Origin of the sequence: Streptomyces sp. NBC_01363, from assembly GCF_026340595.1 — a bacterium.
Lineage (GTDB): Bacteria > Actinomycetota > Actinomycetes > Streptomycetales > Streptomycetaceae > Streptomyces.
In genome coordinates, this window is the sequence record NZ_JAPEPF010000001.1 from 2513642 (window position 1) to 2540595 (window position 26954).

The 26954-nt window shown below is 70.1% G+C and carries 26 protein-coding genes and 1 pseudogene; 17 read left to right on the top strand and 10 right to left on the bottom strand.

The features are described 5' to 3' along the window. Positions 1–22 precede the first annotated feature (22 nt). On the top strand, positions 23–1195 hold the full coding sequence (hutI, locus tag OG611_RS11745; RefSeq protein ID WP_266418390.1) for an imidazolonepropionase: 1173 nt from the start codon (positions 23–25) through the stop codon (positions 1193–1195). A 129-nt stretch (positions 1196–1324) separates the two neighbouring features. On the opposite strand, the gene OG611_RS11750 is transcribed toward hutI, so the two are convergent. Then, the gene (locus OG611_RS11750) at positions 1325–2380 is read right to left on the bottom strand and encodes an RNA polymerase sigma factor SigF (protein ID WP_266425782.1); all 1056 of its coding nucleotides are present in this window, start codon (positions 2378–2380) and stop codon (positions 1325–1327) included. A 283-nt stretch (positions 2381–2663) separates the two neighbouring features. Between OG611_RS11750 and OG611_RS11755 the strand changes: the two genes are divergently transcribed. From OG611_RS11755 to OG611_RS11780, 6 genes are all read left to right on the top strand, one after another. Next, on the top strand, positions 2664–3032 hold the full coding sequence (locus OG611_RS11755) for an STAS domain-containing protein (protein ID WP_259930729.1): 369 nt from the start codon (positions 2664–2666) through the stop codon (positions 3030–3032). A 185-nt stretch (positions 3033–3217) separates the two neighbouring features. Next, positions 3218–3733, top strand: a complete 516-nt coding sequence (locus OG611_RS11760) for an ATP-binding protein (RefSeq protein ID WP_266418396.1) — start codon at positions 3218–3220, stop codon at positions 3731–3733. 191 nt (positions 3734–3924) lie between these two features. Beyond that, positions 3925–4596, top strand: a complete 672-nt coding sequence (locus OG611_RS11765; protein ID WP_266418398.1) for a peptidase — start codon at positions 3925–3927, stop codon at positions 4594–4596. 113 nt (positions 4597–4709) lie between these two features. Continuing rightward, positions 4710–5675 carry a hypothetical protein gene (locus OG611_RS11770; protein ID WP_266425785.1) on the top strand — a complete coding sequence of 322 codons (966 nt, stop codon included), beginning with the start codon at positions 4710–4712 and terminating at the stop codon, positions 5673–5675. 98 nt (positions 5676–5773) lie between these two features. Further along, positions 5774–6835, top strand: a complete 1062-nt coding sequence (locus OG611_RS11775) for a hypothetical protein (protein ID WP_266425787.1) — start codon at positions 5774–5776, stop codon at positions 6833–6835. A gap of 38 nt (positions 6836–6873) precedes the next feature. Further along, on the top strand, positions 6874–8244 hold the full coding sequence (locus OG611_RS11780; protein WP_266425790.1) for a hypothetical protein: 1371 nt from the start codon (positions 6874–6876) through the stop codon (positions 8242–8244). A 132-nt stretch (positions 8245–8376) separates the two neighbouring features. Here the strand turns inward: OG611_RS11780 and OG611_RS11785 are convergent, their stop codons facing one another. Further along, on the bottom strand, positions 8377–9867 hold the full coding sequence (locus tag OG611_RS11785; protein WP_266418399.1) for a peptide MFS transporter: 1491 nt from the start codon (positions 9865–9867) through the stop codon (positions 8377–8379). A 491-nt stretch (positions 9868–10358) separates the two neighbouring features. Here OG611_RS11785 and OG611_RS11790 point away from each other — a divergent pair, with 491 nt between their 5' ends. After that, the gene (locus tag OG611_RS11790; protein WP_072488330.1) at positions 10359–11036 is read left to right on the top strand and encodes a response regulator transcription factor; all 678 of its coding nucleotides are present in this window, start codon (positions 10359–10361) and stop codon (positions 11034–11036) included. A gap of 15 nt (positions 11037–11051) precedes the next feature. Then, positions 11052–12317: an ATP-binding protein gene (locus tag OG611_RS11795; protein ID WP_266418401.1), complete on the top strand. Its 1266-nt coding sequence runs from the start codon at positions 11052–11054 to the stop codon at positions 12315–12317. A gap of 27 nt (positions 12318–12344) precedes the next feature. Here OG611_RS11795 and OG611_RS11800 read toward each other — a convergent pair whose 3' ends face one another. Further along, the gene (locus tag OG611_RS11800) at positions 12345–12893 is read right to left on the bottom strand and encodes a GtrA family protein (RefSeq protein ID WP_266418403.1); all 549 of its coding nucleotides are present in this window, start codon (positions 12891–12893) and stop codon (positions 12345–12347) included. A 173-nt stretch (positions 12894–13066) separates the two neighbouring features. On the opposite strand from OG611_RS11800, the gene OG611_RS11805 reads away from it, so the two are divergent. Genes OG611_RS11805 through OG611_RS11815 form a run of 3 tightly spaced genes read left to right on the top strand, consistent with a single transcriptional unit; the run spans position 13067 to position 15942 of the window. Continuing rightward, the gene (locus tag OG611_RS11805) at positions 13067–14206 is read left to right on the top strand and encodes a 5-(carboxyamino)imidazole ribonucleotide synthase (protein ID WP_266418405.1); all 1140 of its coding nucleotides are present in this window, start codon (positions 13067–13069) and stop codon (positions 14204–14206) included. Then, positions 14203–14742, top strand: a complete 540-nt coding sequence (purE, locus tag OG611_RS11810) for a 5-(carboxyamino)imidazole ribonucleotide mutase (RefSeq protein WP_266418407.1) — start codon at positions 14203–14205, stop codon at positions 14740–14742. Before OG611_RS11805 ends, purE begins: the two co-directional genes overlap by 4 nt. A gap of 6 nt (positions 14743–14748) precedes the next feature. After that, positions 14749–15942: a dipeptidase gene (locus OG611_RS11815; RefSeq protein ID WP_266418409.1), complete on the top strand. Its 1194-nt coding sequence runs from the start codon at positions 14749–14751 to the stop codon at positions 15940–15942. 46 nt (positions 15943–15988) lie between these two features. On the opposite strand, the gene OG611_RS11820 is transcribed toward OG611_RS11815, so the two are convergent. After that, positions 15989–16351: a VOC family protein gene (locus OG611_RS11820; protein ID WP_266418411.1), complete on the bottom strand. Its 363-nt coding sequence runs from the start codon at positions 16349–16351 to the stop codon at positions 15989–15991. 102 nt (positions 16352–16453) lie between these two features. Here OG611_RS11820 and OG611_RS11825 point away from each other — a divergent pair, with 102 nt between their 5' ends. Next, complete coding sequence (locus OG611_RS11825) at positions 16454–16963, top strand: CGNR zinc finger domain-containing protein (RefSeq protein WP_266418413.1); 510 nt, start codon at positions 16454–16456, stop codon at positions 16961–16963. 11 nt (positions 16964–16974) lie between these two features. Here the strand turns inward: OG611_RS11825 and OG611_RS11830 are convergent, their stop codons facing one another. Then, positions 16975–18318, bottom strand: a complete 1344-nt coding sequence (locus OG611_RS11830; RefSeq protein ID WP_266418415.1) for a UDP-glucose/GDP-mannose dehydrogenase family protein — start codon at positions 18316–18318, stop codon at positions 16975–16977. A gap of 243 nt (positions 18319–18561) precedes the next feature. Here OG611_RS11830 and OG611_RS11835 point away from each other — a divergent pair, with 243 nt between their 5' ends. Further along, entirely contained in the window at positions 18562–19719 is a 1158-nt protein-coding gene (locus tag OG611_RS11835) for an acyl-CoA dehydrogenase (RefSeq protein WP_124723042.1), read from the top strand. A gap of 82 nt (positions 19720–19801) precedes the next feature. On the opposite strand, the gene OG611_RS11840 is transcribed toward OG611_RS11835, so the two are convergent. The 3 genes and pseudogenes from OG611_RS11840 to OG611_RS11850 form a co-directional block, all read right to left on the bottom strand. Next, positions 19802–20686 carry a hypothetical protein gene (locus tag OG611_RS11840; RefSeq protein WP_266418418.1) on the bottom strand — a complete coding sequence of 295 codons (885 nt, stop codon included), beginning with the start codon at positions 20684–20686 and terminating at the stop codon, positions 19802–19804. Positions 20687–20719: 33 nt separating this feature from the next. Then, entirely contained in the window at positions 20720–21667 is a 948-nt protein-coding gene (locus OG611_RS11845) for a helix-turn-helix domain-containing protein (protein ID WP_266418420.1), read from the bottom strand. A 215-nt stretch (positions 21668–21882) separates the two neighbouring features. Beyond that, positions 21883–22372 (bottom strand): annotated as a pseudogene (locus OG611_RS11850) (ATP-binding protein). A 165-nt stretch (positions 22373–22537) separates the two neighbouring features. On the opposite strand from OG611_RS11850, the gene OG611_RS11855 reads away from it, so the two are divergent. Both OG611_RS11855 and OG611_RS11860 read left to right on the top strand, forming a co-directional pair. Next, on the top strand, positions 22538–23416 hold the full coding sequence (locus OG611_RS11855; RefSeq protein WP_266425793.1) for a helix-turn-helix transcriptional regulator: 879 nt from the start codon (positions 22538–22540) through the stop codon (positions 23414–23416). Further along, positions 23413–23622: a DUF397 domain-containing protein gene (locus OG611_RS11860; protein ID WP_266418422.1), complete on the top strand. Its 210-nt coding sequence runs from the start codon at positions 23413–23415 to the stop codon at positions 23620–23622. The genes OG611_RS11855 and OG611_RS11860 overlap by 4 nt, the downstream gene beginning before the upstream one ends. A gap of 37 nt (positions 23623–23659) precedes the next feature. Here OG611_RS11860 and OG611_RS11865 read toward each other — a convergent pair whose 3' ends face one another. Next, complete coding sequence (locus OG611_RS11865) at positions 23660–24409, bottom strand: SMI1/KNR4 family protein (RefSeq protein ID WP_266418424.1); 750 nt, start codon at positions 24407–24409, stop codon at positions 23660–23662. Between the two features lie 94 nt (positions 24410–24503). Here OG611_RS11865 and OG611_RS11870 point away from each other — a divergent pair, with 94 nt between their 5' ends. Further along, entirely contained in the window at positions 24504–25514 is a 1011-nt protein-coding gene (locus OG611_RS11870) for a DUF5954 family protein (RefSeq protein WP_266418426.1), read from the top strand. A 78-nt stretch (positions 25515–25592) separates the two neighbouring features. Here the strand turns inward: OG611_RS11870 and OG611_RS11875 are convergent, their stop codons facing one another. Further along, complete coding sequence (locus OG611_RS11875) at positions 25593–26888, bottom strand: LCP family protein (protein WP_266418428.1); 1296 nt, start codon at positions 26886–26888, stop codon at positions 25593–25595. Positions 26889–26954 lie beyond the last annotated feature (66 nt).

Below are 26954 nucleotides of genomic sequence, written 5' to 3' on the forward strand. Positions count from 1 at the left end.
CCGCAAGGAGAGCAGCCCTCCGATGACGACGACCGCCATCACCAACATCGCCAGCCTGGTCACCAACGACCCCTCCCTGCGCGCGGATTCCCCCCTGGGCTCCATCCAGGACGCGGCCGTCGTCATCGAGGGCGACCGGGTCGTCTGGACCGGTGAATCAAGCAAAGCACCCGCCACTGACAACGCCGTCGACGCGGGTGGCCGGGCGATGATCCCCGGCTTCGTCGACTCCCACTCCCACCTGCTGTTCGCGGGCGACCGCACCGAGGAGTTCAACGCCCGGATGTCCGGCCGCGCCTACAGCGCGGGCGGTATCAGGACCACGGTCGCCGCCACCCGCGCCGCCACCGACGAAGAGCTCGCCGCCAACGTCGCCCGCTACCTCGCCGAGGCGCTGCGCCAGGGCACCACCACCTTCGAGACCAAGTCCGGCTACGGCCTCACCGTCGAGGACGAGGCCCGCGCCCTGCGCATCGCCGCCCAGCACACCGAGGAGGTCACCTACCTCGGCGCCCACATCGTCTCCCCGGACTACGCCGACGACCCGGCCGGCTACGTCGACCTGGTCACCGGAGCGATGCTCGACGCCTGTGCCCCGTACGCCCGTTGGATCGACGTCTTCTGCGAGAAGGGCGCCTTCGACGGCGACCAGGCCCGCGCGATCCTGACCGCGGGCATGGCGAAGGGCCTGCACCCCCGCGTCCACGCCAACCAGCTGGGACACGGGCCCGGCGTCCAGCTCGCCGTCGAACTCGACGCCGCGTCCGCCGACCACTGCACCCACCTCACCGACGCCGACGTCGACGCACTGGCCCAGGGCAGCACCGTCGCCACCCTGCTCCCCGGCGCCGAGTTCTCCACCCGCGCCACCTGGCCCGACGCCCGCCGCATTCTCGACGCGGGCGCCACCGTCGCGCTCTCGACCGACTGCAACCCGGGCTCGTCGTTCACGTCCTCCATGCCCTTCTGCATCGCCCTCGCCGTACGCGACATGGGCATGACGCCGGACGAGGCCCTCTGGTCCGCCACCGCGGGCGGCGCCGCGGCCCTGCGCCGTACCGACATCGGCCGCATCGCCCCCGGCGCCCGCGCCGACCTGGTGCTTCTCGACGCGCCCAGTCATGTCCACCTCGCCTACCGGCCGGGCGTTCCGCTGGTCCACGCGGTCTGGCGGCACGGCGAGCGCGCCGTCTGAACCTCGCCCGGCACCCGTGACGCGGTGTCAAACGTGCGGAAGGACCCGCCCCTTTGCCGGGGCGGGTCCTTCCGCACGTTTTCGCGGTGCACCGCTCGGATACTGAACGAGCGGGCGACGCGCACCCGTTCACTCCTCCAGGGTCAGGCCCTTGCGCAGCTTGACCAGCGTGCGGGAGAGCAGCCGCGACACATGCATCTGGGAGATGCCCAGCTCCTCACCGATCTCCGACTGCGTCATGTTGGCGACGAACCGGAGCGAGAGGATCGTGCGGTCGCGGCGCGGCAACGCGGCGATCAGCGGCTTCAGGGACTCGACGTACTCGATGCCTTCGAGCCCGTGGTCCTCGTAGCCGATACGGTCCGCCAGCGCGCTTTCGTGCTCGTCCTCCTCGGGCTTGGCGTCCAGCGAGCTCGCGGTGTACGCGTTGCTCGCGGCCATGCCCTCGACGACCTCGTCATGGGTGATGCCGAGGCGGTCGGCGAGCTCGCCCACAGTGGGCGATCGGTCCAGTTGCTGGGCGAGCTCGTCGCCCGCCTTGGCCAGGTCGAGCCGCAGCTCCTGCAGCCGGCGCGGGACGCGCACGGACCAGCTGGTGTCGCGGAAGAAGCGCTTTATCTCGCCGACGATGGTCGGCATCGCGAACGTGGGGAACTCCACGCCACGGCTGAGCTCGAAACGGTCGATCGCCTTGATCAGGCCGATGGTGCCGACCTGGACGATGTCCTCCATCGGCTCGCTGCGGGAGCGGAACCGGGAGGCGGCGAACCTGACCAGGGCCAGGTTCAGTTCGACGAGCGTATTGCGGACGTACGAGTACTCGCGGGTGCCCTCTTCGAGGGATCCGAGCCGTTCGAAGAGCGTCTTCGACAACGCCCTGGCGTCCAGCGGGCCCACCTCGTCGAAAGGCGGGATCTCGGGAAGTCCTTCGAGACCGTCGCTCACGCCGTGGTCGTCGGCGTCGATGCGGTCGAAGCCACCGATGCGGCCGGTGCCGCTCGCGTCGCCGGTGTCGCTGATGATGCTGGTGCTGGTGTCACTGATGGTGACGGTGCTGCTGGTGGTGCTGGTGCTGCTGCGGGTGCCGTTCTCGGCGCCCGCGGCAGGGGAGTCTGAGTGGGTCAGTCCCTGAGGACATGCTGACGTCGCGTTGTGGGGACGCGGTCCGTCGAGCCGGGGTGACATGGTCTCCTCCATCGTTCTCGGCATATGGCTGCCGATGCCCATACGTGTTCCTGCGGTGAAGCGGCGCCTCCGAAGCCGGTCGTGTTTTGGGTGTCCCCTTACCCTTACCCGGTCCGGACGGGCAGTTACAAGCGCCAATTGACGCTATATGTCCGGTTTGTTGAGGTCTTCGGGTATCGCGTGGCGCACAGACCGCGTACTGTTTCAAGAACGTCAGAGGCAGCACATACGCATCTGCGCACGCAGAGACGCAGGCAGTGACGAACGGCGAAGAGGGACGGGCATGGACCGCGGGACGGTCGGCAGTGCGAACCGGGGTCGACTTCAGGTCGAGGTCCGGACCGAAGGGCGCAGCGAGGTCGTGACGCCGGTGGGTGAGCTGGATCACCACACGGCGGATCTGTTGCGGGAGCCCCTGGAGCACGCGGTCGAGCAAGGGCGAGTACGCCTGGTGGTCGACTGCTCGGGACTCGAATTCTGTGATTCCACCGGGCTCAATGTGTTGCTCGGTGCCCGCCTGAAGGCGGAAGCGGCCGGGGGAGGGGTCCATTTGGCCGGAATGCTGCCGGTGGTGGCGAGGGTCTTCGAGATCACCGGGGCCGAGGCGGTCTTCACCGTCCACGACTCCCTCGAAGCGGCCCTGGACACATGACCGCGGCGCGTGTCGCGGCCCCGGGCGCCCCATGTGTTGCCGGTGTCACGCGATCCGCGTAGACGAAGTGGGTGTTGTCACGATTCGGCCGGGCAGAAGACATCCGGCGGGGCCGTGGGCGCCCGCACACTCTGTATCTGTAACTGTTCGATGGCGACATGGTGAATCGGTGAGGTGAAGCGCTGATGAGCACCACCCGGCAGCATCCGCCGGGCGACCTCGGCCGTGAGCCGCAGGGCGCAGGCGTGGACGCGGACGCGGGCGCCGACGCGGCCTCCCCCGAGCCGGCCGAGCGACAGTGGCGCACCCTGTCGCTGCGGGGGGTCAGCGGCATCGTGCCGACCGCCCGTGACTTCGCCCGCCAGGCGCTTCATGAATGGGGCTGGCTCCCCGCGTCGAGCGCCGATGGCCGGGCCGCCGCCGAGGACGTCCTGCTGGTCGTCTCCGAGCTGGTCACCAACGCCTGTCTGCATGCCGACGGCCCCGAGGAGATGCGCATCGCCTGCACGGCGAAGGTGCTGCGGGTGGAGGTCGTCGACTCGGGCGCGGGCCAGCCCGCGCCGCGCACCCCGCACCGGGCCGGGCGGCCCGGCGGGCACGGCATGTTCATCGTGCAGCGGCTCTGCCTGGACTGGGGTGTCCTGCGGGTGCCCGGCCGGGCCGGGAAAACCGTCTGGGCGGAGCTGGCCGCGCCCGCGTAGGCCGCAGGCCGTACTTCCGGGGCGCACCGCCCCGCCGTTCGCACCACCGAAGAGCGCGCCGGATCGGCGCGCTCTTTGTCTTCCCTCCACAAGGCGCCGGGCGTACCTTGAGCGCCCGATCTGATGTGTCGTCAGTAACTTGCGTCGGTCAGCACCGGCGTGCGGCGACTTCCGGCATGAGGGGAACTCAGGTGTCCTACCAGAAGCGAACAGCTCTCGCGCTGGCGTCCGCGCTGGCGGGCACGGTGGTGCTGATGACCGCGCCCGCCGCCCACGCCACGGTCGTGGACGTCGACTACAAGTGCAAGACCCCGATCGGCGACAAGAGCGCCGTGTCTCCCATCGACATCAAGAGCGTCAAGAGCGGCGGTGGCTACCGGCTCACGATGTCCTTCCAGAAGGGCGTCTCCTCCAGCCCCGTCGAACTGGGCAAGGGGGCGATGAGCCCCGGCGCGGTCATCAAGGTGGGTGGTGCCGACCCGGGCCAGGTCCAGGTCTCCGGCCCACCGAACTCCGCCGCGATACCAGCCAACACCCCCATCAAGATCAGTGACCTGTCGGGTACGTACACCCCGAAGAAGAGCGGCAAGGTCGACTTCACCGCAGGGGTGCTCACCATCAAGGCACTCGGTACGACCACGACCTGCACCCCCTCCAACAACCCGGGACCGTCGCTCCAGCTCGATGTGACGGCCGCGGGCAACCCGCAGAGCACCCCGGACGACGGCGGCGGGCAGCTGCCGAAGACCGGCCCGCTCGACTCGGCCGTGGCACTCGGCACGCTGGGCGGCACGGTGCTGCTGACCGGTGCGGCCGGGGTGCTCTGGCTGACCAAGCGCGGGCAGGGGGCCGCGGTCCGATAGGGCGGTTCCGCCGGACCCAGCCGCCGCCGTCACGCACCAGGGAGCCGCCCATGCCGTCGCCGACCGGTCACGCCGCCCGACTCGCCCTTGCCGTACTGCTGTGCGCCCTCGCCATGACACCGGTGGCCGGCGCCGCGACGCCGCCTCCGTCGCATCCGGGCGCCGCTTCGTGGACGGCGCGGCCCGCGGTGAGCGGTTCCGGCACGGGCGGCAGACCGTACTTCTATCTGGAGGGCCCGCCCGGCACCGTTCTGCAGGACCGGCTCTCCGTCACCAACCCGGGCCCGTTCCCGGTCACCGTGCGGCTGAGCGGCGCCGACGCGGACGACGCGAAGAGCGGCGGCTCCGGCGCACGTGCCGGGGGCGAGGGCGCGACCGGGACCGGGCGCTGGCTGCGGACCGCCGTCACCGAGGTGACCGTCCCGGCCCGCACCCGGGCCGATGTGCCGTTCACCGTCACGGTGCCGGCCGGCGCGACGCCCGGCGACCACCCCGGCGCGATCGTCGTCCGCGGCGGCGACCGCTCGGTGGGCGTACCGGTCCGGCTGCGGGTCGGCGGGCCGACGCTGGCCGCGCTCACCGTCGAGGACGTCAGCGTGTCCGGGCGGGCCATCCACTACACGCTGGTCAACCGCGGCAACGCGGTCCTCGCCCCGCGGATCGCCGTCCGCGCCGACGGGGTGTTCGGGACGCTGCTGCGGCGCGAGGCCCGCACCCTGCCGGTGCGGGTGCGCCCCGGACAGCGCCTCAGGCTCACCGAGCCGTGGCGGGACGTTCCCGCGCTCGACTCGGCGACCGTACGGCTGCGCGTCACGGCGGCGGGCGGCGCGCACGGCGAGGCGACGGCCCGTGCGGTCTTCGTCCCGTGGGCGCCGCTGAGCGCCGGCGCGCTGCTGGTCCTGGCCGCCGCCGGGGCGGGGACGTACACGTACCGGCGCAGGCGGTCGCGCGACCGGCAGCCGGACGACGAACAACGGCCGGGGCGGTCACCGGGCGACGAGGAGCGGCCCGGACGGTCGTCGGGCGACCAGCAGCACTCCAGGAGCAGGCGCTTGGCGAAGGCGGGAGCGGAATCGTGACTGGACAGGCCGGACCGGCAGCACTCCGCGGCGGCCACCAGCGGTGGGCCGTCGCGCTGTTCGTCGCGCTGCTCGTGGCCCTGCTGCCCGCCCTGCCGATGCTCCCCGCGACCGGAGCCGAAGCGGCGGTCACGCGGGCCGCGGAGGCGAAGCCCGTGGTCACCCTCTCCAAGCAGCAGGCGGGCAAGGGCGGTGAGATCACCGTGAAGGGCAGCGGCTGGCGCCCGAAGGCACTGCTGATGATGCTGATCTGCGGACGGTCCGCGCCGGACCGCGGCGTGATCGGCGGCACCAACTCCTGCGCCAACGCCGAGGGCCGGGCCGTCACGACCGATGCCAAGGGCGCCTTCCGCAAGAAGATGCCGGTCGCCGAACCGCCCGTGCCCTGCCCCTGCGTGGTGCATGTCGCCACCGTCACCAGGGAACAGGCCGCCGCCGACGCCGTGTTCGTCGTCGCGGGCCACCCGATCGCCCCGCTGCCGAAGGAGTCCGGGGGCGGCAGGCTCGCGGTGCTCGCCACCACGAGGCTGGAGGGCGACAGCGGGATCCTCACCTGGTTCGGCGCCCCGCCCGCCCGGCAACTGGTCTTCACCGTGGGCAACCTGGGCTCCGCGCCCGTCAAGGACCCGGTCTTCGAGATCGGTACCGCGCACGGAGTCTTCGCCCCGCAGTGGGAGGAGCGGCAGTGGCGCGGCACCATCGGGTCCGGCCGCAAGGCGCAGATCGAGCTGCCGGTCGAACTGACGGCGGGCGCCCACGGCGACTACCAGGTCTCGCTCAGGTACGGCGGCAAGGTGCTGGCCGAACAGCCGTGGGGGGTCGGCCGCCCCTGGGGCGTCACGCTCTTCTGGATCCTGCTGTGCCTCGTCGTACCTGCCGCCGTGTTCCGGATCGGCATGGCGATCGTCGACAAGGTACGGCCCCGTTCCTCGCGCGCCCCGGGCCGCGCCGGACGCCACCGCCCGCCGGGACCGGCCGATGCCACCGCGCAGGCCGCGAAGGCCGCGAAGATCCCGAGGCGCCGCCGCGCACCGGGGCGCGCCGCGGACCCCGCGACCGCGCCCACCGACGACCCGTCCAGCACCACGGCCGCACTGCCGTGGTTCACACCCGATTCCGCACCGTCAGAGAACAGACCGACGACGAAGGGACATTCGTGAGTACGCAACGCAGGACCGTCGCGGCGGGAGTCGCGATGATGCTCGGCGGCGCGGGCATGCTGCTGGCCGCGAGTCCGGCCCAGGCCGCCGACGTCTCGTACAGGACTGAGTGCATTCCGCCGCCCATCTCCGGGCTGCCGGCCGTGCAGGGCACCACCGAGGTGCAGCTGACCGCGCCCGCCGAGGCCAAGGTCGGGGACACCGTCGAGGTGGTCTGGAAGACGGTCGAGGCCGCTTCCAAGAACCCCGACGTGCTCGACCTGGACAAGGACACGGTCAAGCCGACCGGCACCCTCAAGGTGGGCGGCGCCGCCACGGGCACCGTGCAGATGGAAGGGCCGCGGCAGAACCCGCCGATCCCCAAGAACAGCGCCATGGTGCTGCCCGACATGAAGGGCACGCTGAAGCTGGAGAAGGCCGGTGAGATCACGCTGACGCCGGACGCGTACAACATCAACGTCTCCAAGCCGATCTCCACGGACACCAAATGCAGTCCGAAGGAGACCGTGCAGCCGGGCGCGACCATCAAGGTCACGGACGGCGGCGGATCCACCGCCGCGGGCGGTACGACGAGCGGCACCACGAGCGGCACCACGAGCGGCTCGACGACCGGTTCCACGACCGGTTCCACGACCGCGGGCGGTACGACCTCCGGATCCACGACCGCGGGCGGCACCACCTCGGGCTCCACCACCGCGGGCGGTACGACGGCGGGCGGCACCACCTCGGGCTCCGGCGGCGGCAGCGGACAGACCGACTTCCCCGGCAAGGAAGTCGCGGTCCACTTCACCTGTACGTCCCCGGGACCGCCCGACATCGCCTCCAAGGTGACGATCAACGCCAAGAAGAGCGGCGGGAGCTACGCCCTCACGGTCAAGACGGCCAAGGGCGTGATGGACAGCCCGGCCGCACTGCCGGCCGGTGCGCTCAAGCCGTCCATGGACGTCACCATAGGCGGCGCCGACAAGGGCTCGGTGAAGGTCACCGGCCCCGCCAATGCCGAACCGCTGGAGCAGGGCAAGCCGGTCGACCTGCCCGACATGACCGGGACCTACAAGCCCGGCGCGTCCGGCAAGTCCACGCTCAGCCCCGGCGCCCTGACGATCGACGTCACCCTGGGCGCCTCGAAGATCAACATTCCGTGCAAGGTCAAGGGCTCGGTGACCCCGTCGCTGACGCTCGACACCACCGCCCAGCAGGGCGGCGCCTCCGGCTCCGCCACCACGGGCTCCACGGGCGCCTCCGGCTCGACGGCCGGCGGCACGGCCTCCGGCGGCGGACTGGCCGCCACCGGGGCCGAGGACAACGGCACCCTGCGCGCCCTGGGCCTGGTCGCGGGCACGGCGATCCTGCTCGGCGGCGCCGTGTTCACCTTCACCCCGTGGCGCAGGCTGCGCGGCACCAGGTGAGCCGGTTCCCGTAACAACGGCACAAGGGCCTCCGCACAACGGCACAAGGGCCTCCGCACCGTCGACCGGTGCGGAGGCCCTTGTGTACGGGCGGTACGTGTTCAGCTGTACGGGCGGTACGCGTTCAGCGCGTCAGCGCACGTCGCCCATGAGTTGGGTGACCTTCTTGCGGTACATCCAGATCGCGAACGCCGCGACGATCGCGAGCGCCGCCTCCAGACCCACCATGCCGGTCTTGTTCAGGTCGACCCCCGCCAGCGACAGCAGGCTGGTGGTGCAGTCGCCCGCGGTGACCGCGAGGAACCAGACACCCATCATCTGGCTGCCGTACTTCGCGGGCGCCATCTTCGTGGTGACCGACAGGCCGACCGGGGAGAGGCAGAGCTCACCGACGGTCTGCAGGAAGTAGATCGACACCAGCCACATCGGGCTGACCTTGTCGCCGTCCGTCGTCATGGTCAGCGGCAGCATGAAGACGAGGAAGGAGACACCGACCAGGAAGAGGCCCGAGCCGAACTTGACGACCGTGCTCGGCTCCTTGCCGCGCCGGTTCAGCGCCAGCCATATCCAGGCGACGACCGGGGCCAGCGCCATGATGAAGACCGGGTTGACCGACTGGTACCAGGAGGTCGGGAAGTCCACACCGAACAGGCTGTTGGTGGTGGAGGACTCACCGAAGAGCGACAGCGTGGAGCCGCCCTGGTCGTAGATCATCCAGAACACGGCCGCGGCGACGAAGAACCAGATGTAGCCGGACATCTTCGACTGCTCGGTCTTCGACAGGTCCCGGTCCCGCTTGATCCGCACCAGCACCGCGACCGGAATGAGCAGACCGGCGACGGTGATCGGGACAAGCGCCCAGTTCAGCGTGTAGACATCGGTGGCGACGAGCACGCTGTAGAAGACGACGGCCACTATCAGCCACAGCAGGCCCTTGCGCAGGGTCGTACGGCGCTCCTCGGCCGACAGCGGCTTCGGGACGACGCTGCTGCGTGCGCTGAGGTGGCGCGTACCGATCAGGAACTGGGCCAGGCCCAGCGCCATGCCGACCGCGGCGATGGCGAAGCCGAGGTGCCAGTTCACCTTCTCGCCGATCGTGCCGATGATCAGCGGCGCGGCGAAGGCACCGAGGTTGATGCCCATGTAGAAGACGGTGAAGCCACCGTCGCGACGCGGGTCGTCCGGACCGTTGTAGAGGTGGCCGACCATCGTCGAGATGTTGGCCTTCAGCAGACCGGATCCGAGCGCGACCAGCGCCAGACCGGCGAAGAAGGTGCCGGAGCCCGGCAGCGCGAGCGTCAGGTGGCCCAGCATGATGACCGCGGCCGAGATGGTGACCGTCTTGCGCGGCCCCCAGACCCGGTCGCCGAACCAGCCGCCGGGCATGGCCAGCAGATACACCATCGCCATGTAGATGGAGTAGATCGCGGTGGCCGTGGCCGCGTTCATGTGCAGGCCGGAATTGGAGACCAGGTAGAGCGGAAGCAGGGCCCGCATGCCGTAGAAGCTGAAGCGCTCCCACATCTCGGTCATGAAGAGAGTGGCCAGGCCGCGGGGGTGGCCGAAGAAGGTCTTCGCGGATCCAGATGTGCTGGCCGGGTCCTTCGTCAGGCTGGACGCCATGGTCGATCCTTGTGTGCTCGGGACGCTACGCCTTGTGAGCGTGGTGCGCCCGGTGGGGGGAGGCCGGCACCGGCACGGGCACGCCCCACCCCTCACGCCTGAGAGGGGATTCGTCCCGGCCGCCGGACTCGCGAAGGAGTCGGCTGAAGGGGACGGGGACCGACCGCATCGGGATCCACGCCCGGTGCGCATCCTCGCGCTCCGGGCCCGGCCACAGGTCATTCACTGAGTCCGCGACTGGCGGGTACCAGTCGGCCAACAAAAGAGACCCTTGGCGCTAAAAGCTGCCCAAGGGTCCTTGAGTAGTGCAACAGGCGTCGAGCAACCATACGACACGACAGTGCCGGATATGAACGGACTTGAGAGATGGATCACAGGTTTCAATGGAACCGTGCTCCCATATTCAAAGGCAACTCTCCGTTTATTTCGCAGACCCGCAGGGCTTTTGGATCACCTCACGGCATCGCCTCCGCGCGGACTACCATCACTGCATGACCCGTGTACTGCTCGCCGAGGACGACGCATCCATCTCGGAGCCACTGGCCCGCGCCCTGCGTCGGGAGGGTTACGAGGTCGAGGTCCGTGAAGACGGTCCGACCGCACTCGACGCCGGCCTCCAGGGCGGAATCGACCTGGTCGTGCTCGACCTGGGACTGCCCGGGATGGACGGCCTCGAAGTGGCCCGCAGGCTCCGTGCCGAGGGTCACACCGTGCCGATCCTGGTGCTGACCGCCCGCGCGGACGAGGTGGACACCGTCGTCGGCCTCGACGCGGGCGCCGACGACTACGTCACCAAGCCCTTCCGCCTCGCCGAACTGCTCGCCCGGGTCCGGGCCCTGCTACGCCGCGGCGCCACCGAGCCCGCGCCGCAGCCCGCGACGCACGGCGTCCGGATCGACGTGGAATCGCACCGCGCCTGGATGGGCGAGGAGGAACTCCAGCTCACGGCCAAGGAGTTCGACCTGCTGCGGGTCCTGGTCCGCGACGCCGGCCGGGTCGTCACCCGGGACCAGCTGATGCGCGAGGTCTGGGACACCACCTGGTGGTCGTCGACGAAGACCCTCGACATGCACATCTCCTGGCTCCGCAAGAAGCTAGGCGACGACGCCGCCAACCCCCGCTACATCGCGACCGTACGGGGCGTCGGCTTCCGCTTCGAGAAGAGCTGACGTGCGGAAGCACTCATGCGCCGCAGACTGATCAACTCCACGCTCGCCGTGGTGCTCGTGGTGATCGCCGTCTTCGGCGTCTCCCTCGTCATCGTCGAGACCCGCACCATCAGCAACAGTGCCCAGGAGAGCGTCGACTCCGAGGCGCTGCGGCTGATCAACGTCGTCGAGAGCCGGCTGCTGGAGGACGAGCGGATCACCTCCGTGCTGCTCTCCCAGCAGATCGCCAGCAAGCGCTACGCGCTGGTCGAGATCCCTGGCCGTGCGCCCCTCGAAATCGGCAAGCGCCCCACCGGCAGCGTGATCAGAAGCACGGCCGAGGGGGAGCGGGGCGAGCGGGTCACCGTCGAGGAATCCAGCTCCGCGGTCACCCGTGAGGTCGGCCGCACCCTGATGATCATCGGCGCGGTGGCGCTGCTGGCCATCGTCTCCGCCGTGCTCCTGGCCGTACGCCAGGCCAACAAGCTGACCTCACCGCTGACCGACCTGGCCGAGACCGCCGAACGCCTGGGCTCCGGCGATCCGCGACCGCGCCACAAGCGGTACGGGGTGCCGGAGCTGGACCGGGTCGCCGACGTCCTGGACGCCTCCGCGGAACGGATCGCCCGAATGCTGACCGCGGAACGCCGGCTGGCCGCCGATGCCTCGCACCAGCTCCGTACGCCGCTCACCGCGCTCTCCATGCGGATCGAGGAGATCTCGGTCACCGACGACCCGGACACGGTGAAGGAGGAGGCGAACATCGCCCTCACCCAGGTCGAGCGGCTCACCGACGTGGTGGAGCGGCTGCTGACCAACGCCCGCGATCCGCGTACCGGCTCCGCCGTCGTCTTCGATCTCGACGAGGTCGTCAAGCAGCAGATCGAGGAGTGGCGTCCCGCCTACCGGAGCGCGGGCCGCGCCATCGTCCGCTCCGGGAAGCAGGGACTGCGGGCCGTCGGCACGCCGGGCGCGGTCGCCCAGGTGCTGGCCGCGCTGATCGAGAACTCACTGATGCACGGCGGCGGTACGGTCGCGCTGCGCACCCGGGTCACCGGAAACCAGGCGGTCATCGAGGTCACGGACGAGGGCCCGGGGGTTCCCCCCGACCTGGGCGCCCGGATCTTCGAGCGGACGATCAGCGGCCGCAACTCCACGGGCATCGGCCTCGCGGTGGCCAGGGACCTCGCGGAGGCGGACGGCGGCCGCCTCGAACTGCTCCAGCAGCAGCCCGCGGTCTTCGCCCTGTTCCTCAGCCGAGTGGCCCTGAAGCGGCAGGAACCGGAACGCCCGGTGCGGTGAGCGGCGGGCGCGGTCCGTCACCGACCGTCATCGCCGTACCGGATCCGCCTCGACCCGCGACACCTGCTCCGTCCGCCCCTGCTTCAGGAACCCCTCGGGGCCACTGGGCACGGCCTTCTCGGCGGGCATCGCGGCCTTCTCGGCGGGCAGCGCCTTGAACACCCACGTCCGGTAGGACCAGAAGCGGAACAGCGTCGCGATGCCGATCCCGAGGATCTTGAAGACATTGCTCTGGAGCGGGCTGTTCCATCCGAAGCCGTACGTCGCCGTGTACAGCACACCGGTCTCGATGACCGCGCCCACCGCGCTGAACAGCAGGAACAACGTCAGCTCGCGGGTCCGTCCGCTCTTGTCGCGGTCCCGGTACGTCCAGTAGCGGAAGCCGATGTAGTTGCCGAGGACGGCGACGACGGTGGCCAGCAGTCCGGCCCGTACCGTCGGGATGTTTGTGTAGCGCCAGAGCAGGTTGGACACCGCCATGTTGACCACCAGGCCGACCGCGCCGACCACGCCGAACTTGGCGACTTCCCGGGCCAGCAGCTCCAGCCGCGCCCGCAATGCGCCCCGTTCGCTCATGGTGATCGCTCAGCCCGTCTGTCGGTTACGTCAACCCGGTCATGCTAACCAGCCCGTCCCCGCGTCGCCCGTGGATGCCGGGAGCCGTGTGGCGATGCTGTGACACGGCCCTCCGGCCGGGCGGCCGGAGGGCGTCGTCGGGAGCTCCCCGGGGCGGCGGATACCCTGGAGGAGTGACGTTCCCGGTAGTCGGCATGGTCGGCGGCGGTCAGCTCGCCCGTATGACCCACGAGGCGGGCATCCCCCTCGGCATCAAGTTCAAGCTCCTCAGCGACACCCCTCAGGACTCGGCGGCCCAGGTGGTGAGCGAAGTCGTCGTCGGCGACTATCGCGACCTGGACACGCTGCGTGCCTTCGCGCGCGGCTGTGACGTGATCACCTTCGATCACGAGCACGTACCGACCGAGCACCTGCGGGCCCTGGAGGCGGACGGCATCCCCGTGCGCCCGGGACCCGACGCGCTGGTGCACGCCCAGGACAAGGGGGTGATGCGCGCGAAGCTCACCGAGATCGGCGCGCCCTGCCCCCGCCACCGCATCGTGAAGGACCCGGCCGATGCCGCCGCCTTCGCCGAGGAGGCCGGGGGCTTCCCCGTCATCCTCAAGACGGTCCGCGGCGGCTACGACGGCAAGGGCGTCTGGGTGGTCCGCTCCGAGGCGGACGCGGCCGAGCCCTTCCGGGCCGGCGTCGCGGTCCTGGCCGAGGAGAAGGTCGACTTCGTACGGGAGCTGGCGGCCAACATCGTCCGCTCGCCGCACGGCCAGGCCGTCGCGTACCCGGTCGTCGAGTCGATCCAGGTCGACGGGGTCTGCGACACGGTGATCGCCCCGGCCCCCGAGCTGGACGAGCGGCTCGCCGGCGAGGCCCAGCAGCTCGCGCTCAAGATCGCCTCCGAGCTCGGTGTCGTCGGCCACCTCGCGGTCGAACTCTTCGAGACCCGTGACGGGCGCATCCTGGTCAACGAGCTGGCCATGCGCCCGCACAACTCCGGCCACTGGACGCAGGACGGCGCGATCACCTCGCAGTTCGCCAACCACGTCCGCGCCGTGCTCGACCTGCCGCTCGGCGACCCGCGCCCGCGCGCCACCTGGACGGTCATGTCCAACGTCCTCGGCGGCGACTTCCCGGACATGTACCAGGCGTATCTGCACTGCATGGCCCGTGACCCGCAGCTCAAGATCCACATGTACGGCAAGGACGTGAAGCCCGGCCGCAAGGTCGGACACGTCAACACCTACGGCGACGACCTGGCGGACGTGCGGGAGCGCGCCCGGCACGCGGCCGACTACCTGCGAGGAACGATCACCGAATGACCTCCCCCGCCACCGCCGCACCGCTCGTCGGCATCGTCATGGGCTCGGACTCCGACTGGCCCGTCATGGAAGCGGCGGCCAAGGCCCTCGACGAGTTCGAGATCCCGTACGAGATCGACGTCGTCTCCGCTCACCGCATGCCGCGCGAGATGATCGCGTACGGCGAGCAGGCGGCGGACCGCGGCCTCAAGGCGATCATCGCGGGTGCGGGCGGCGCCGCCCATCTGCCCGGCATGCTCGCCTCCGTCACCCCGTTGCCCGTCATCGGCGTGCCGGTCCCGCTGAAGTACCTGGACGGCATGGACAGCCTGCTCTCCATCGTGCAGATGCCCGCCGGTGTGCCGGTCGCGACCGTCTCGGTCGGCGGCGCGCGCAACGCGGGCCTGCTCGCCGCCCGCATCCTCGCCGCCCACGACGGCGAGCTGCTGGCCCGGATGCGGGAGTTCCAGCAGGAGCTGAACGACCAGGCGACGGAGAAGGGCAAGCGGCTCCGCAGCAAGGTCCAGGGCGCCGACTCCTTCGGCTTCGGGAAGTAGGCGGCCGTGCGGCAGCTGGAGCGGGCGAGGGAACTCCTCGCCGAGTACCCCGTCGTCGACGGACACAACGACCTGCCGTGGGCGCTGCGCGAACAGGTCGGCTACGACCTCGACGCCCGCGACATCGCCACCGACCAGTCCGGCCATCTGCACACCGACATCCCGCGGCTGCGCGCGGGCGGCGTCGGCGCCCAGTTCTGGTCCGTCTACGTACGGACCGACATGGCGGGCGACGAAGCCGTCAGCGCCACCCTGGAACAGATCGACGTGGTCGCCGAGCTGATCGGCCGCTACCCCGCCGACCTGCGGCGCGCACTGACCGCCGACGACATGGAGGTGGCCCGCGCCGAGGGCCGCATCGCCTCCCTGATGGGCGCCGAGGGCGGCCACTCCATCAACAACTCGCTGGGCACCCTGCGCGCCCTGCACACCCTGGGCGTCCGCTACATGACGCTCACGCACAACGACAACATCGCCTGGGCGGACTCGGCGACCGACGAGCCCGGCGTCGGCGGCCTCTCGCCGTTCGGCCACGAGGTCGTACGGGAGATGAACCGCACCGGCATGCTGGTCGACCTCTCCCACGTGGCGGCCACCACGATGCGCGACGCGCTCGACACCTCCACGGCGCCGGTGGTCTTCTCGCACTCCTCGTCGCGCGCGATCTGCGACCACCCGCGCAACATCCCCGACGACGTCCTCGGCCGGCTCCCGGCCAACGGCGGCATCGCCATGGCGACCTTCGTGCCGAAGTTCGTCCTGCCGGAGGCCGTCGCCTGGACCCTGGCCGCGGACGAGAACATGCGCGCGCACGGCCTGCACCACCTCGACACCACCGCGCAGGCCATGGAGATCCACGCCGCCTTCGAAGCGGCCAACCCGCGCCCGATGGCCACCGTGGCGACCATCGCCGACCACCTCGACCACATGCGCGAGGTCGCCGGCATCGACCACATCGGCATCGGCGGCGACTACGACGGCACGGCCTTCCTCCCGGAGGGCCTCCAGGACGTCGCCGGCTACCCGAACCTGATCGCGGAGCTGCTCGGCCGCGGCTGGTCCACCGCCGACCTCGCCAAGCTCACCTGGCAGAACGCCGTACGGGTGCTGCGTGACGCCGAGGACGTCGCGCGCGAGCTGCGCACCCGCCGCGGCCCGTCGCACGCCACGATCGAACAGTTGGACGGCGCGACCGTCTGAGGCACGACGCGTGGGGCGCCCTCCGGGGCGCCCCACGCGTCGTCCGCTATCCCGCGCAGAGGCAGAACGGGTGCCCGGCGGGATCCGCGTACACCCGGAAACTCCGCTCCCGGTTCTCGGCGTCCAGCACGGTGGCGCCCAGCGCGAGCGCCTCCTTCTCCGCCGCGTCCAGATCCGCCACGGTCAGGTCCAGATGGACCTGCTGCGGTGCGTCCGGGCTCGGCCACCGCGGCGGTACGTGACCGGGCGCGGCCTGGAACGCGAGGAGCGTGCCCCCGGCCCCGGTCAGCTCCACCCAGCCCTCGCCGTCGTGCACGATCTCCCCGCCGAGCAGCCCCGCGTAGAAACCGGCGAGCGCGGCCGGGTCGGGGCAGTCCAGAACGACGGCACCCAGGGTGGCGACAGCCATGACAATTCCTCCTCCGACGGATGAATCCTGCCGGTTACCCTTATGTGGCCTCAACTGGTAACCGTTACTGCATACTGCCGCAAAGGAGGTAACGTCGCAACCATGAGTGAGAAGGAATCCGCGCCCGGCGCACTCGCGCTGATCGAGGCCCTGGTCAACACACTGGACATCGAGACGGGCGCGGACATGCTCGAAACGGCGGACGGGCGCGCCACCTTCGGTCTCACCGAACCGGAGGTCCCGGACGCCCGCGTCCTGCGCGAGGCGCTCCGCACCGCCTGCCTCGCCCACGCCGGCCACCGCCCGCCGGACGATGCCGAGTCCCCGCTCGACCGGCTGCTCGCCGAGGCGCCCCTGCGCGTCACCGTGGACGCGGCGGGCGCCGCCGCGCTGCGCCCCGCCACCGAACCGGCCGGGCTGACCGCACGCGTCGCGTCGGCCATCGCCACCGCGGCGGCCGAGGGCACCTGGGCCCGGCTCAAGGCCTGCGAGGCGGAGGACTGCCGCTGGGCCTACTACGACCGCAGCCCGGCGGGACGCCGCCGCTGGTGCTCCATGTCGGTGTGCGGCGCCCGCGCCAAGATGCGTACCTACCGCGCGAAGCGCGGCTGAGGGGCTACGGCTCAGGCCGTCGGGCGTCCCATCGCCCGGTACGTCCAGCCGGCCCCACGCCACAGCTCGCTGTCGAGCGCGTTGCGGCCGTCCAGGATGGTCCGGCGGGACACGACCTCGCCGAGCGCTGCCGGGTCCAGCTCGCGGAATTCGCGCCACTCCGTCAGATGCAGCACCACATCGGCGCCGCGCACCGCGTCCAGTGCCGTGTCCGCGTAACCGAGGGTCGGGAAGAGCTTCCGGGCGTTGTCCATGCCCTTCGGGTCGAAGACCGTGACCTGGCCGCCCTGGAGGTGGATCTGCCCGGCCACGTTCAGCGCCGGCGAGTCCCGTACGTCGTCCGAGTCCGGCTTGAACGTCGCGCCCAGCACCGCCACCCGCTTGCCGAGGAAGGAATCGCCGCCCACGGCCTCCCGGGCCAGCTCCACCATGTGGCCGCGGCGCCGCATGTTGATCGAGTCGACCTCGCGGAGGAAGGTCAGCGCCTGGTCCGCGCCCAGCTCACCGGCGCGTGCCATGAAGGCCCGGATGTCCTTCGGCAGACAGCCGCCGCCGAAGCCGATCCCGGCCCGCAGGAACTTCGAGCCGATCCGCTCGTCGTGCCCGATCGCCTCGGCCAGCTTCTTCACATCGCCGTCGGCGGCCTCGCAGACCTCCGCCATGGCGTTGATGAACGAGATCTTCGTGGCCAGGAACGAATTGGCCGCGGTCTTCACCAGCTCGGCGGTCGGGAAGTCCGTCACCACGAACGGCGACCCCTCGGCGACCGGCACCGCGTACACCTCGCGCAGCAGCTTCTCGGCCCGCTCGCTCGCCACACCGACGACGATCCGGTCCGGGCGCAGGGTGTCGTTCACGGCGAAGCCCTCGCGCAGGAACTCCGGGTTCCAGGCCAGTTCCGCATCGGCACCCACCGGCGCCAGCTCCGCCAGCCGCGCCGCGAGCCGGGCCGCCGAGCCCACCGGGACGGTCGACTTCCCGACGACCAGCGCGGGACGGGTCAGATGCGGTGCCAGCGACTCGAACGCGCTGTCCACGTAGCTCATGTCGCAGGCGTACTCGCCGTGCTTCTGCGGAGTGTTCACACAGACGAAGTGCACATCGCCGAAGGCGGCCACCTCCTCCCAGGAGGTGGTGAACCGCAGCCGTCCGGTGGACCCCGCGATGCCCTCGACGTGCTTGCCCAGCAGCTCCTCCAGCCCCGGCTCGTACATCGGGACCTTGCCGGCACCGAGCATCTCGATCTTCTCGGGCACGACATCGAGGCCGAGCACCTCGAAGCCCAGTTCCGCCATGGCCGCGGCGTGGGTGGCGCCGAGGTAGCCGGTGCCGATCACAGTGATCCTGAGGGCCATGAAGTGCTCCTGTGAGATGCGGACAGACGTGCGGTGAACGAGCATAGTCGTGCCCCCGAAGACCAGGTTTTCCGCCCGTCCGCACAGCTTGCCCACCCCTTCCCCGACCCCTTCCCGATCCCTTTCCTCCCTTTCGCCCACCCCTGTCGTGAAGCTCACGCGGGCATTGCGTAGGCCATCTCGGGAGCCGCGCTCTAAAATTGGGTTACTTAACGGTAGTTAGCGTCTTGGGGAGTGAGCGTCTTGGCGGGTTCGACCGATTTCGACCTGTACCGTCCGGCCGAGGAGCACGAGATGCTCCGGGAGACGGTGCGTGCGCTCGCCGAGGCGAAGATCGCCCCGCACGCGGCGGCGGTCGACGAGGAGGCGCGCTTCCCGCAGGAGGCGCTGGACGCCCTGACCGCGGCGGACCTGCACGCGGTGCACGTACCCGAGGAGTACGGCGGCGCGGGCGCCGACGCCCTCGCCACGGTCATCGTGATCGAAGAGGTGGCCCGCGTCTGCGCCTCCTCCTCCCTCATCCCGGCCGTGAACAAGCTCGGCTCCCTCCCGGTGATCCTCTCCGGCTCCGAGGACCTGAAGAAGAAGTACCTGGGCCCGCTCGCCAAGGGCGACGGCATGTTCTCGTACTGCCTCTCCGAGCCCGACGCGGGCTCGGACGCGGCCGGCATGAAGACCAAGGCCGTCCGCGACGGCGACTTCTGGGTCCTCAACGGCGTGAAGCGCTGGATCACCAACGCGGGCGTCTCCGAGTACTACACGGTCATGGCCGTCACCGACCCGACCAAGCGCTCCAAGGGCATCTCGGCCTTCGTCGTCGAGAAGTCGGACGAGGGCGTCTCCTTCGGCGCCCCGGAGAAGAAGCTCGGCATCAAGGGCTCCCCGACCCGCGAGGTCTACTTCGACAACGTCCGCATCCCCGCCGACCGGATGATCGGCGAGGAGGGCACCGGCTTCGCCACCGCGATGAAGACCCTGGACCACACCCGGATCACCATCGCGGCCCAGGCCCTCGGTATCGCCCAGGGCGCCCTCGACTACGCCAAGGGCTACGTCCAGGAGCGCAAGCAGTTCGGCAAGCCGATCGCCGACTTCCAGGGCATCCAGTTCATGCTCGCCGACATGGCCATGAAGCTGGAGGCGGCCCGCCAGCTCACCTACTCGGCCGCCGCCAAGTCCGAGCGCCTCGACGGTGACCTCACCTTCTTCGGCGCCGCGGCCAAGTGCTTCGCCTCCGACGTCGCGATGGAGATCACCACGGACGCGGTCCAACTGCTCGGCGGCTACGGCTACACGCGGGACTACCCGGTGGAGCGGATGATGCGTGACGCGAAGATCACCCAGATTTATGAAGGCACGAATCAGGTGCAGCGGATCGTCATGGCACGGAACCTGCCGTAGCGGTCATCGCTTCACAGGTCCGGCCCCCGATGCGCGTATCGGGGGCCGGACGTGTGTATGTGGCGAGGAGACCGGGGCTGGATCACTCCCCGGTGAAGACTTCCTCGATGGTGGCGGCGGTGGCGGCGCGGTTCAGCCACTGGCGCAGGAGCTGGGGGTCGTCGCAGCTGGTGATCTTCTCGCGGGTCTCGTCGGCAAGGGCGATGCCACGTGCTTCGAGAACCAGCAGGATGTCCTCGGCGCGGCCTTGCGTGCGGCCTTGCGCCCGGCCTTCGTCCCGGATTTCTTCCGACATGAAGGACTTGTAGAAAGACGTGTCCACGGCCACCAGGTTCCTCCACTGTTGTGCGGCCGGGCGGTTGCCCAGGCCCTGTGCGGTGAGTTCGACGATGGGGTCGGCGATTGCTTCCGGTGTGTCCCGCAGCGCGGCGGACAGCGTTTTCAGTATGGCACCGACGTCCGGATTGTCGGCGTGTGTGATGGCGGCCAGGGTGGCGAGCGCGAGGTCTTTGCGGGCTTCGGCCACATCGGTGATGACCGGCATGTTGTGCGGACCCGCGACGAGGGGGTTCAGGGCGAGTGTCCGCCATTGACGGATGCCGATGGAGATGGGGCGTGCGGCCCATTCGGCGGTGGCGTGGTCCTGGCAGACGACCAGCAGCAGGATGGGCAGCCCATATCTGTTGTGGAGATAGCTGACGTAGTACGGCCAGCTGACGGTCTTGCGCGGGTCTTTCTTGCCCTGGGCTTCGATGGCGAGGATGAAGGGCCCGTCGTGCTCCGTTTCGATGCGCAGGAGGGTGTCCACCCGGCGTTCGACGGGACGGGCTTCGGTGAGGTCCGTGGGCAGCGCGGTGGCCGAGGTGGGTGGTGGGATGTCGACTCCGAGCACCTCGGAGACGCGGGAGAAGAGGCCGGGGTACTCCTGGAAGATGCGGTGCATTGCCTCGTGGGGCGAGCTGACCATGCAGATCCGTTCGGGTTGTGGGTGATGTTCCGGTCAGGCGGCTGTGTGGAGGTCTGTCCGGCAGTCGCGGCAGTGGCCTGGGTGGCGGGAGCGGAAGGCGCGGTCGTAGCGGTCGCAGTTCTGGAGCGGGATGACGACGACGCCGGGGCGTGCGATTACGACGACGTCCTGGGCTCCTGGTAGCGGTGGTGGCAGGAGTGTCGTGATCCGGTGGCGCAGGAGTTTGGCGGGGTGTTTCAGGGGGGTCGGGAGGTCGGTGGTGAGGGCGTGGCGGACGGTGTCGGGGTGGGCGTCGCGGTCGAGCCAGGTGGCGACGCCGGGGGCGAGGGCGTGGATGCCGCCCTCGGAGAGGACGAGTTGAGGCGCGTGGCGGCGCAGGTCGGCGAGGAGTGCGGTGGCCACGCGCTGGAGTTCCGGCGTGAGCTGCTGCGGCTGGGGGAGCGGCGGAGGCGGCGTCGTGCGCGCGGTGGGGGCCGGTACGAGGGCGGGCTGCGGCGCGGGTGCGGGGGCCGGAGCGGGGCGCGGTTCGGGAGTGGTTACGCGTGGCGGCGGCGGTGGGGTTGGCTTGCTGGGGGCCGTCCTGGGCCGGGAAGCCGCGACGGGGTGGGTGACCGCGCCGGGCTGGTTGTACGAGACGGTGCGGGTGGCGATGCGGCCGTCGGCGAGGCGTACGCGGCTGCGGTGGAGGTAGCCGTGGGCTTCGAGTTCACGCAGGGCGGCGGCGATGCGGGTTTCGCTCTCGGGGAAGCGTTCGGCAAGGCGCTTGATGCCGATCCTGGCTCCGGCGGGGAGCGACTGGATGTGGGCGGCGAGCCCGATCGCGGAGAGGGAGAGTCCGCGGTGCTGGGCGAGGTGGTTGCCGATGACGGTGAAGCCTGCGGCATGCCTGAAGTTGATGTGGATGACACCGGATGACGGTGTGGCGTCTCCGGGTACGGGGGACGGGGCGCACGGGGGCGCGATAATCTGCGGGGTATCCATCGGGAAGCGTCTTCTTCCTCGGTGGTCAGGCCCCCGGTTGAGACTGTGAATCTCGGTCGGGGGCCGTCGCATGTCTGGATTTGTCGCGGCGAGCATATGCCAGGCAACCCGTATGAAATCCAGCCCAGTTGCCCCATGTCACCCGAGTGAGTGACGGGAGCGGGGCGGGGTCGGGTTTGGGTGGGGAGGGTAATTTCCCCAAGTTCTTCAAAGCTTTATGCGTCGTGGAACGCGGGGACGTGGCTCACCGGGTCGTGGGTTTCCGCGACCCGGTGGAGCGGTCGCGGTACGAGGTCGAGTTCGGCCCAGACGGTCTTGCGCGGGACGGGGCCGACGACGGTGCCCCAGCGGTCGGCGAGTGCCTCGACGATCAGCAGGCCGCGTCCGCTCTCCGCGTGCTGGTCGGGGGTGGACGCGACGGGTAGTTGCTCGTCCCGGGTGCCGGTCACCTCGATCCGCAGGACCTCGTCGCGGTGGGCGGTGAGGCCGAGTTGGAAGCTCCGTCCCGATACGCGGCCGTGGACGGCGGCGTTGGCGGCCAGCTCGGCGACGATGTGCGCGGCGGGTTCGCAGGCGATTCCCCATTCGCCCAGCTGTGCCGTGGCCAGGAGACGGGCGAGCCTGGCGCCTCGGCGGGTGGGAGAGCAGCACGGTGAACTGCCGGACGGGAGCGGAATGTTCGGTTCGGGTGATTTCTTGGGTCACGTCACTCAGCGTGGCCGCGCGTCCGTACCGCGAACAGCAACGAGCCCCTTACGCACGGCGATTGTCCCGTGCTTGTCCAGTGCTGTCCCGGCTGTCCGGGGTGACGTGTCGGGGAGACCAGGGGTTGAGCCAAGAACGGCAAAACGCATCGGAAGTGAGGCACGGATGAGCGTGGATGAGACCGGTACGGAACGCGGCGACGCCGGGGCGGACGAGCCGGGCTGGGACGTCGATCCCGATGACGAGTCGGGGGCGGCCGTGGTCGCGGCGGTGGGCCGCCAGATCAAGGCGTGGCGGGAGGCGGCGGGGCTGCGGGCCGGCGAGTTCGGGGCCACGATCGGGTACGGGGAGGACCAGATCTACAAGGTGGAGGGCGGCCGCCGCATCCCCCGCCCGGAGCTCCTGGACAGAGCGGACGAAGTGCTGGGGGCGGGCGGGAAGATCGCGGCGATGAAGCAGGACGTGGCGGAGGTCCGGTACCCGAAGAAGATCCGGGACCTGGCGAAGCTGGAGGGGCGAGCCGTCGAACTGTCGGCATATGGCAATCACAACATCCACGGCCTGTTGCAGACCGAGGCGTACATGGGCGCGCTACTCGCTACGCGTCGGCCTGCTTACTCGCAGGAAGAGCTTCAGCGGATGGTCGATGCGCGCATGGCCCGGCACTCCGTCTTCGCGCGGGAGCCCGCCCCGGAACTCAGCTTTGTCCAGGAAGAGGTGACGCTGCGCCGCCCGATCGGAGGGACAATGGTGATGCGCGAACAGCTCGAACACCTGCTGGAATTGGGGCAGTTGCGAAACGTAGAGATCCAGGTGATGCCGACACGATGCGGGGATCACCCTGGAACAGGCGGACGGATTCAGGTGTTGAAGTTCGCTGACGGCTCGGCCGTGGGGCGCACCGACAACGAGTTCGCCGGTCGCCCCGTCTCCGATCCGAAGCAACTCCGGATCCTCGAACTGCGGTATGGCATCATCCGGGCTCGGGCTCTCTCGCCAAGAGAGTCGCTGGCCTTCATCGAGCAAGTGCTGGGAGAGACATGATCCGCAAGAGCTCTGCAGGGGACGCCTCCGGCTTGGAGTGGTTCAAGAGCAGCTTCAGTGACAGCAGCGACGGCAATGACTGCGTCGAGGTCGCCGCCGCCCCCGGCACGGTTCACGTCCGGGACTCCAAGAACGCCCAGGGCCCACGCCTCGCCTTCGGCCCCAACGCCTGGACCGGCTTCGTCTCCTACGCGGCCGAGCACTGATCCCGCTCGGCCGCCGGCCCTGACGGGGCGACTCCCGTCAGTCCTCCTCGCCCTCCTCGTCCTCCCCGTCGAAGCGGTCGAAGGCCGCCTCCGTGCGGGCGCGGAACAACGCGGTCCCGCGATCGTCGCGGAGGATGATCTCGTCGTGCGCGTACCAGCGTGAGCCCGGCTGCTGGCTGATCGGGTATTCCGGGAACGGCAGGCGCTGGAAGGTGGCGGCGATGTCCTCGGGCAGGCCGGTGTCGTCGGCGGGGGTCACCCATCCCATCAGGTCGTCATCGGCGCACAGAGCCTCGGAAAGGGCGATCTCGACGAACGCGACGCTGACCCGGCCCAGCCACGCGGCCCAGTCGTCGGCGGTGGGCCGGACGAGGTCGGCGCGGACCACGACGGGCGGGTCGTCCTGGTCGAGGTCCGTGACGCGTATGCCCCAGTAGGCGCAGGACTGGTTCTCGACGCGGAAGACCAGCACGCCGCGGTCCTCGTCCACGTAGAGGTCCTGCGGGGCGAGCAGTGAGTCTTGATTGTCGGTCAGGTCCTTGCGCCGCCCGAGCAGTTGGTAGGCCTCGCGCAGCGCCGCGGGCAGGGGCAGGCCGAGCCGGGCCTGTGCCGCGTCGAGTTCGGCGGGGGCGTAGCCGTCGTTCCCGGAGAGGGGGCTTTGGCTCCAGTCGCGGGCGAAGGCGCGGATGAAACGCCATGCCGCCTGTCCGTCGGGCTGCTCGCCGACGGCCGCGGCGAGTGCGTCGAGGTCGAGCATGAGGTTCGGGGGCTGTGGCTCCTGGGTCATGCGTGCGACTGTAGGCGGCGCCACTGACAAGGTTCCGCGCCCTCCTTCCCGTATTCCCCGCACCTTCCGTCCGCGGTCTCGGCACACTGGGTGCATGAGCGATCACCATCAGGCACCGCCGGATCACCTCGTCATCAATGTGCAGCGCCGGGACGACCCGGTGGCCCTGGTCACCGAGGCGGACGCGTTCGCCTCGTCCCGGACGTACGGGAAGATCGTGGTCCGGGGGCCGCTCTTCGGCATCGCCGAGCAGCGCCGCGGCGAGCGGCCGCGGTGGCGGCTGCTGACCGACATGGAGACCGGCTATCCGCAGGATGCCCGCGACGAGCTGAACTCCCATCTCTGGTTCAAGGCCAAGGACGAGACGAACGACCCCCGCGAGCGGCGCATCCTGCTGGACGCGGTGGCCCGGCTGGAGACCGAGCCGCTGAATGAACTGACCGTCGGCGATACGCGCTACCGCGTCGTGCGCGCCGACGAGTTCGCCCGGACCGGCGAAGGGCGCCTGGAGCCGCCCAGGCCCACGGACGTCGACTCGGAGGGCTGGGACACCCAGCCGCGCACGCCCTCGACCACCAAGGGCTTCGTCATCGACCACGCGGCGGCGGTAGGGCTGACGGAGGGCCTGGACCGGATGGGCCTGGTGCCGCTCTCGTACACCTCGGAGCGCTTCCCGCCCGATGTACTGGCGGATTCGCAACTGGCGTTGCGGACCCATCCGGGCCGGGTGCTGCTGCCGGTCGTCTTCCGGGTGATGGAGCGCAAGGAGAAGTCCTGGTCGATGGCGTCCAGTCAGCACCCCACTCCGCAGGACGCGCGGCGCTCACTGGTCCACTATCTGAAGACGATGCTGCCGCTGACCGGGGAGGTCGACGAGCAGGAGGCCGCCGTGTACGCGCGGGCGGTGGATGCGTTCACCCGGCGAGTGCGGCCCAACGAGCTGAAGGTACGGGGGCGTCGCTTCGAGATCGCCCGGATCGAACGGATGATGCGCATCGGTCCCGCCAGTCCGGAGGGGCCACGGCGCTCGGACGTCGACGACCAGGAACCCACGAAGATCCATCCCTCGATGGACGAGTGGGGCAACATCGACTACAGCGAATAGCGGTGGGCCGGAACCCGGCACGGGCGGAACCACAAAGGCCCGGACGGCGAACCGTCCGGGCCCTGCCGCCGGTCGTCGTCAGTTCTCGGTGACGGTGACCTTCTCGTCGTTCTTGAGCTGCTCCACCAGCTGCTTCACCTTGGCCTTGTCCCAGACCACGTTGCCGTTCCTGAAGCCCGACATCGGCATGTTCATCGACTTGCCGTCGCCGCCCGTGACGTCCTTCATGGCGAAGAACATCTGGCTCAGGGACCAGAGCGACATGTCCTTGTCCACGACCAGGGTGTCCAGGCCGGCCCCCATCGTCGGGTACAGCTTGAACGGGTTGAGGATCGTGGACGGCGTCGCCGTCTGGCTCGCCAGCGCCGCGAGGAACTTCTGCTGGTTCTTCGTACGGGCCAGGTCCGCCTCGGCGAAGGCGTACCTGGTGCGGACGAAGGCCAGCGACTGCTCGCCGTTCAGCGTCTGCTTGCCCGCCTTGAAGTCGGCGCCGGACTTCTTGTCCTTGAAGGCCTTGGGGATGTCCAGCTCCACGCCGCCGATCGCGTCCACGATCTTGGCGAAGCCGCCGAAGCCGATCTCGCAGTAGTGGTCGATCCGCAGCCCGGTGTTGAACTCGACGGTGCGGACGAGGAGTTCGGGGCCGTCCATGGCGTATGCGGCGTTCAGCTTGGTGAAGCGGCCGCGGCCCGGATAGAGCTTGCCGGAGTCGGAGCCCTTGAACGAGGGGATCTCGACATCGGAGTCACGGGGCAGGGAGATCAGTGTCGGCCCGTTGGATCCGTCGTGCAGGATCATCATCGAGTCGGTCCGCTTGCCCTCGGCGGAGCCCGTGTGGAGCTTCTTCTTGTCCTCGGCCGTCATGCCCTCACGGCTGTCGGAACCGACGATCAGGTAGTTGGTGCCGTCGCCGCCCTCCGGCCGCTCGATGACCTTGGAGAGGTCCACCTCGCGCTTGAGCTTGGAGTCGGCCCAGAAGTACGTGCCTATGGAGACCCCGAGGACCACGACCACCAGGGACAGCGCGCCTATCTTGATCCGGCGGCGCCAGTCGGGCGCCGGGCGTCCCTGGGCGTAGCCGCCACCGCCCTGGCCGCCGCCGTGGCCGTTGCCCTGGCCGCCGGCATTGCCGCCGCCGTAGACCTGGCCCGTGTTGTACCCGCTGTCGTACTGCGGGCCGGCGTTGTCGTAGCCGCCCGGCTGCTGGGGGATCGGCCGCTGCCTCGGCGGCGCGGGGCGCTGCCGCTGCGGGGCGGGGTGCCGCTGGACGTGCGGCATCGAGCGGGCGCTCTCCGGTTGCTCACCGGCGCTGCCCTGCCCGTAGCGGTTGCCGCGGCGGTTGTCGTCGGACCATCCCTCGGGCCAATCGTTCATGCGAACCAGTGTGCAGGCCAGGAGTACCGCTATTACAGGGGGTGCGGGAAATCGCATCAGGGCTGT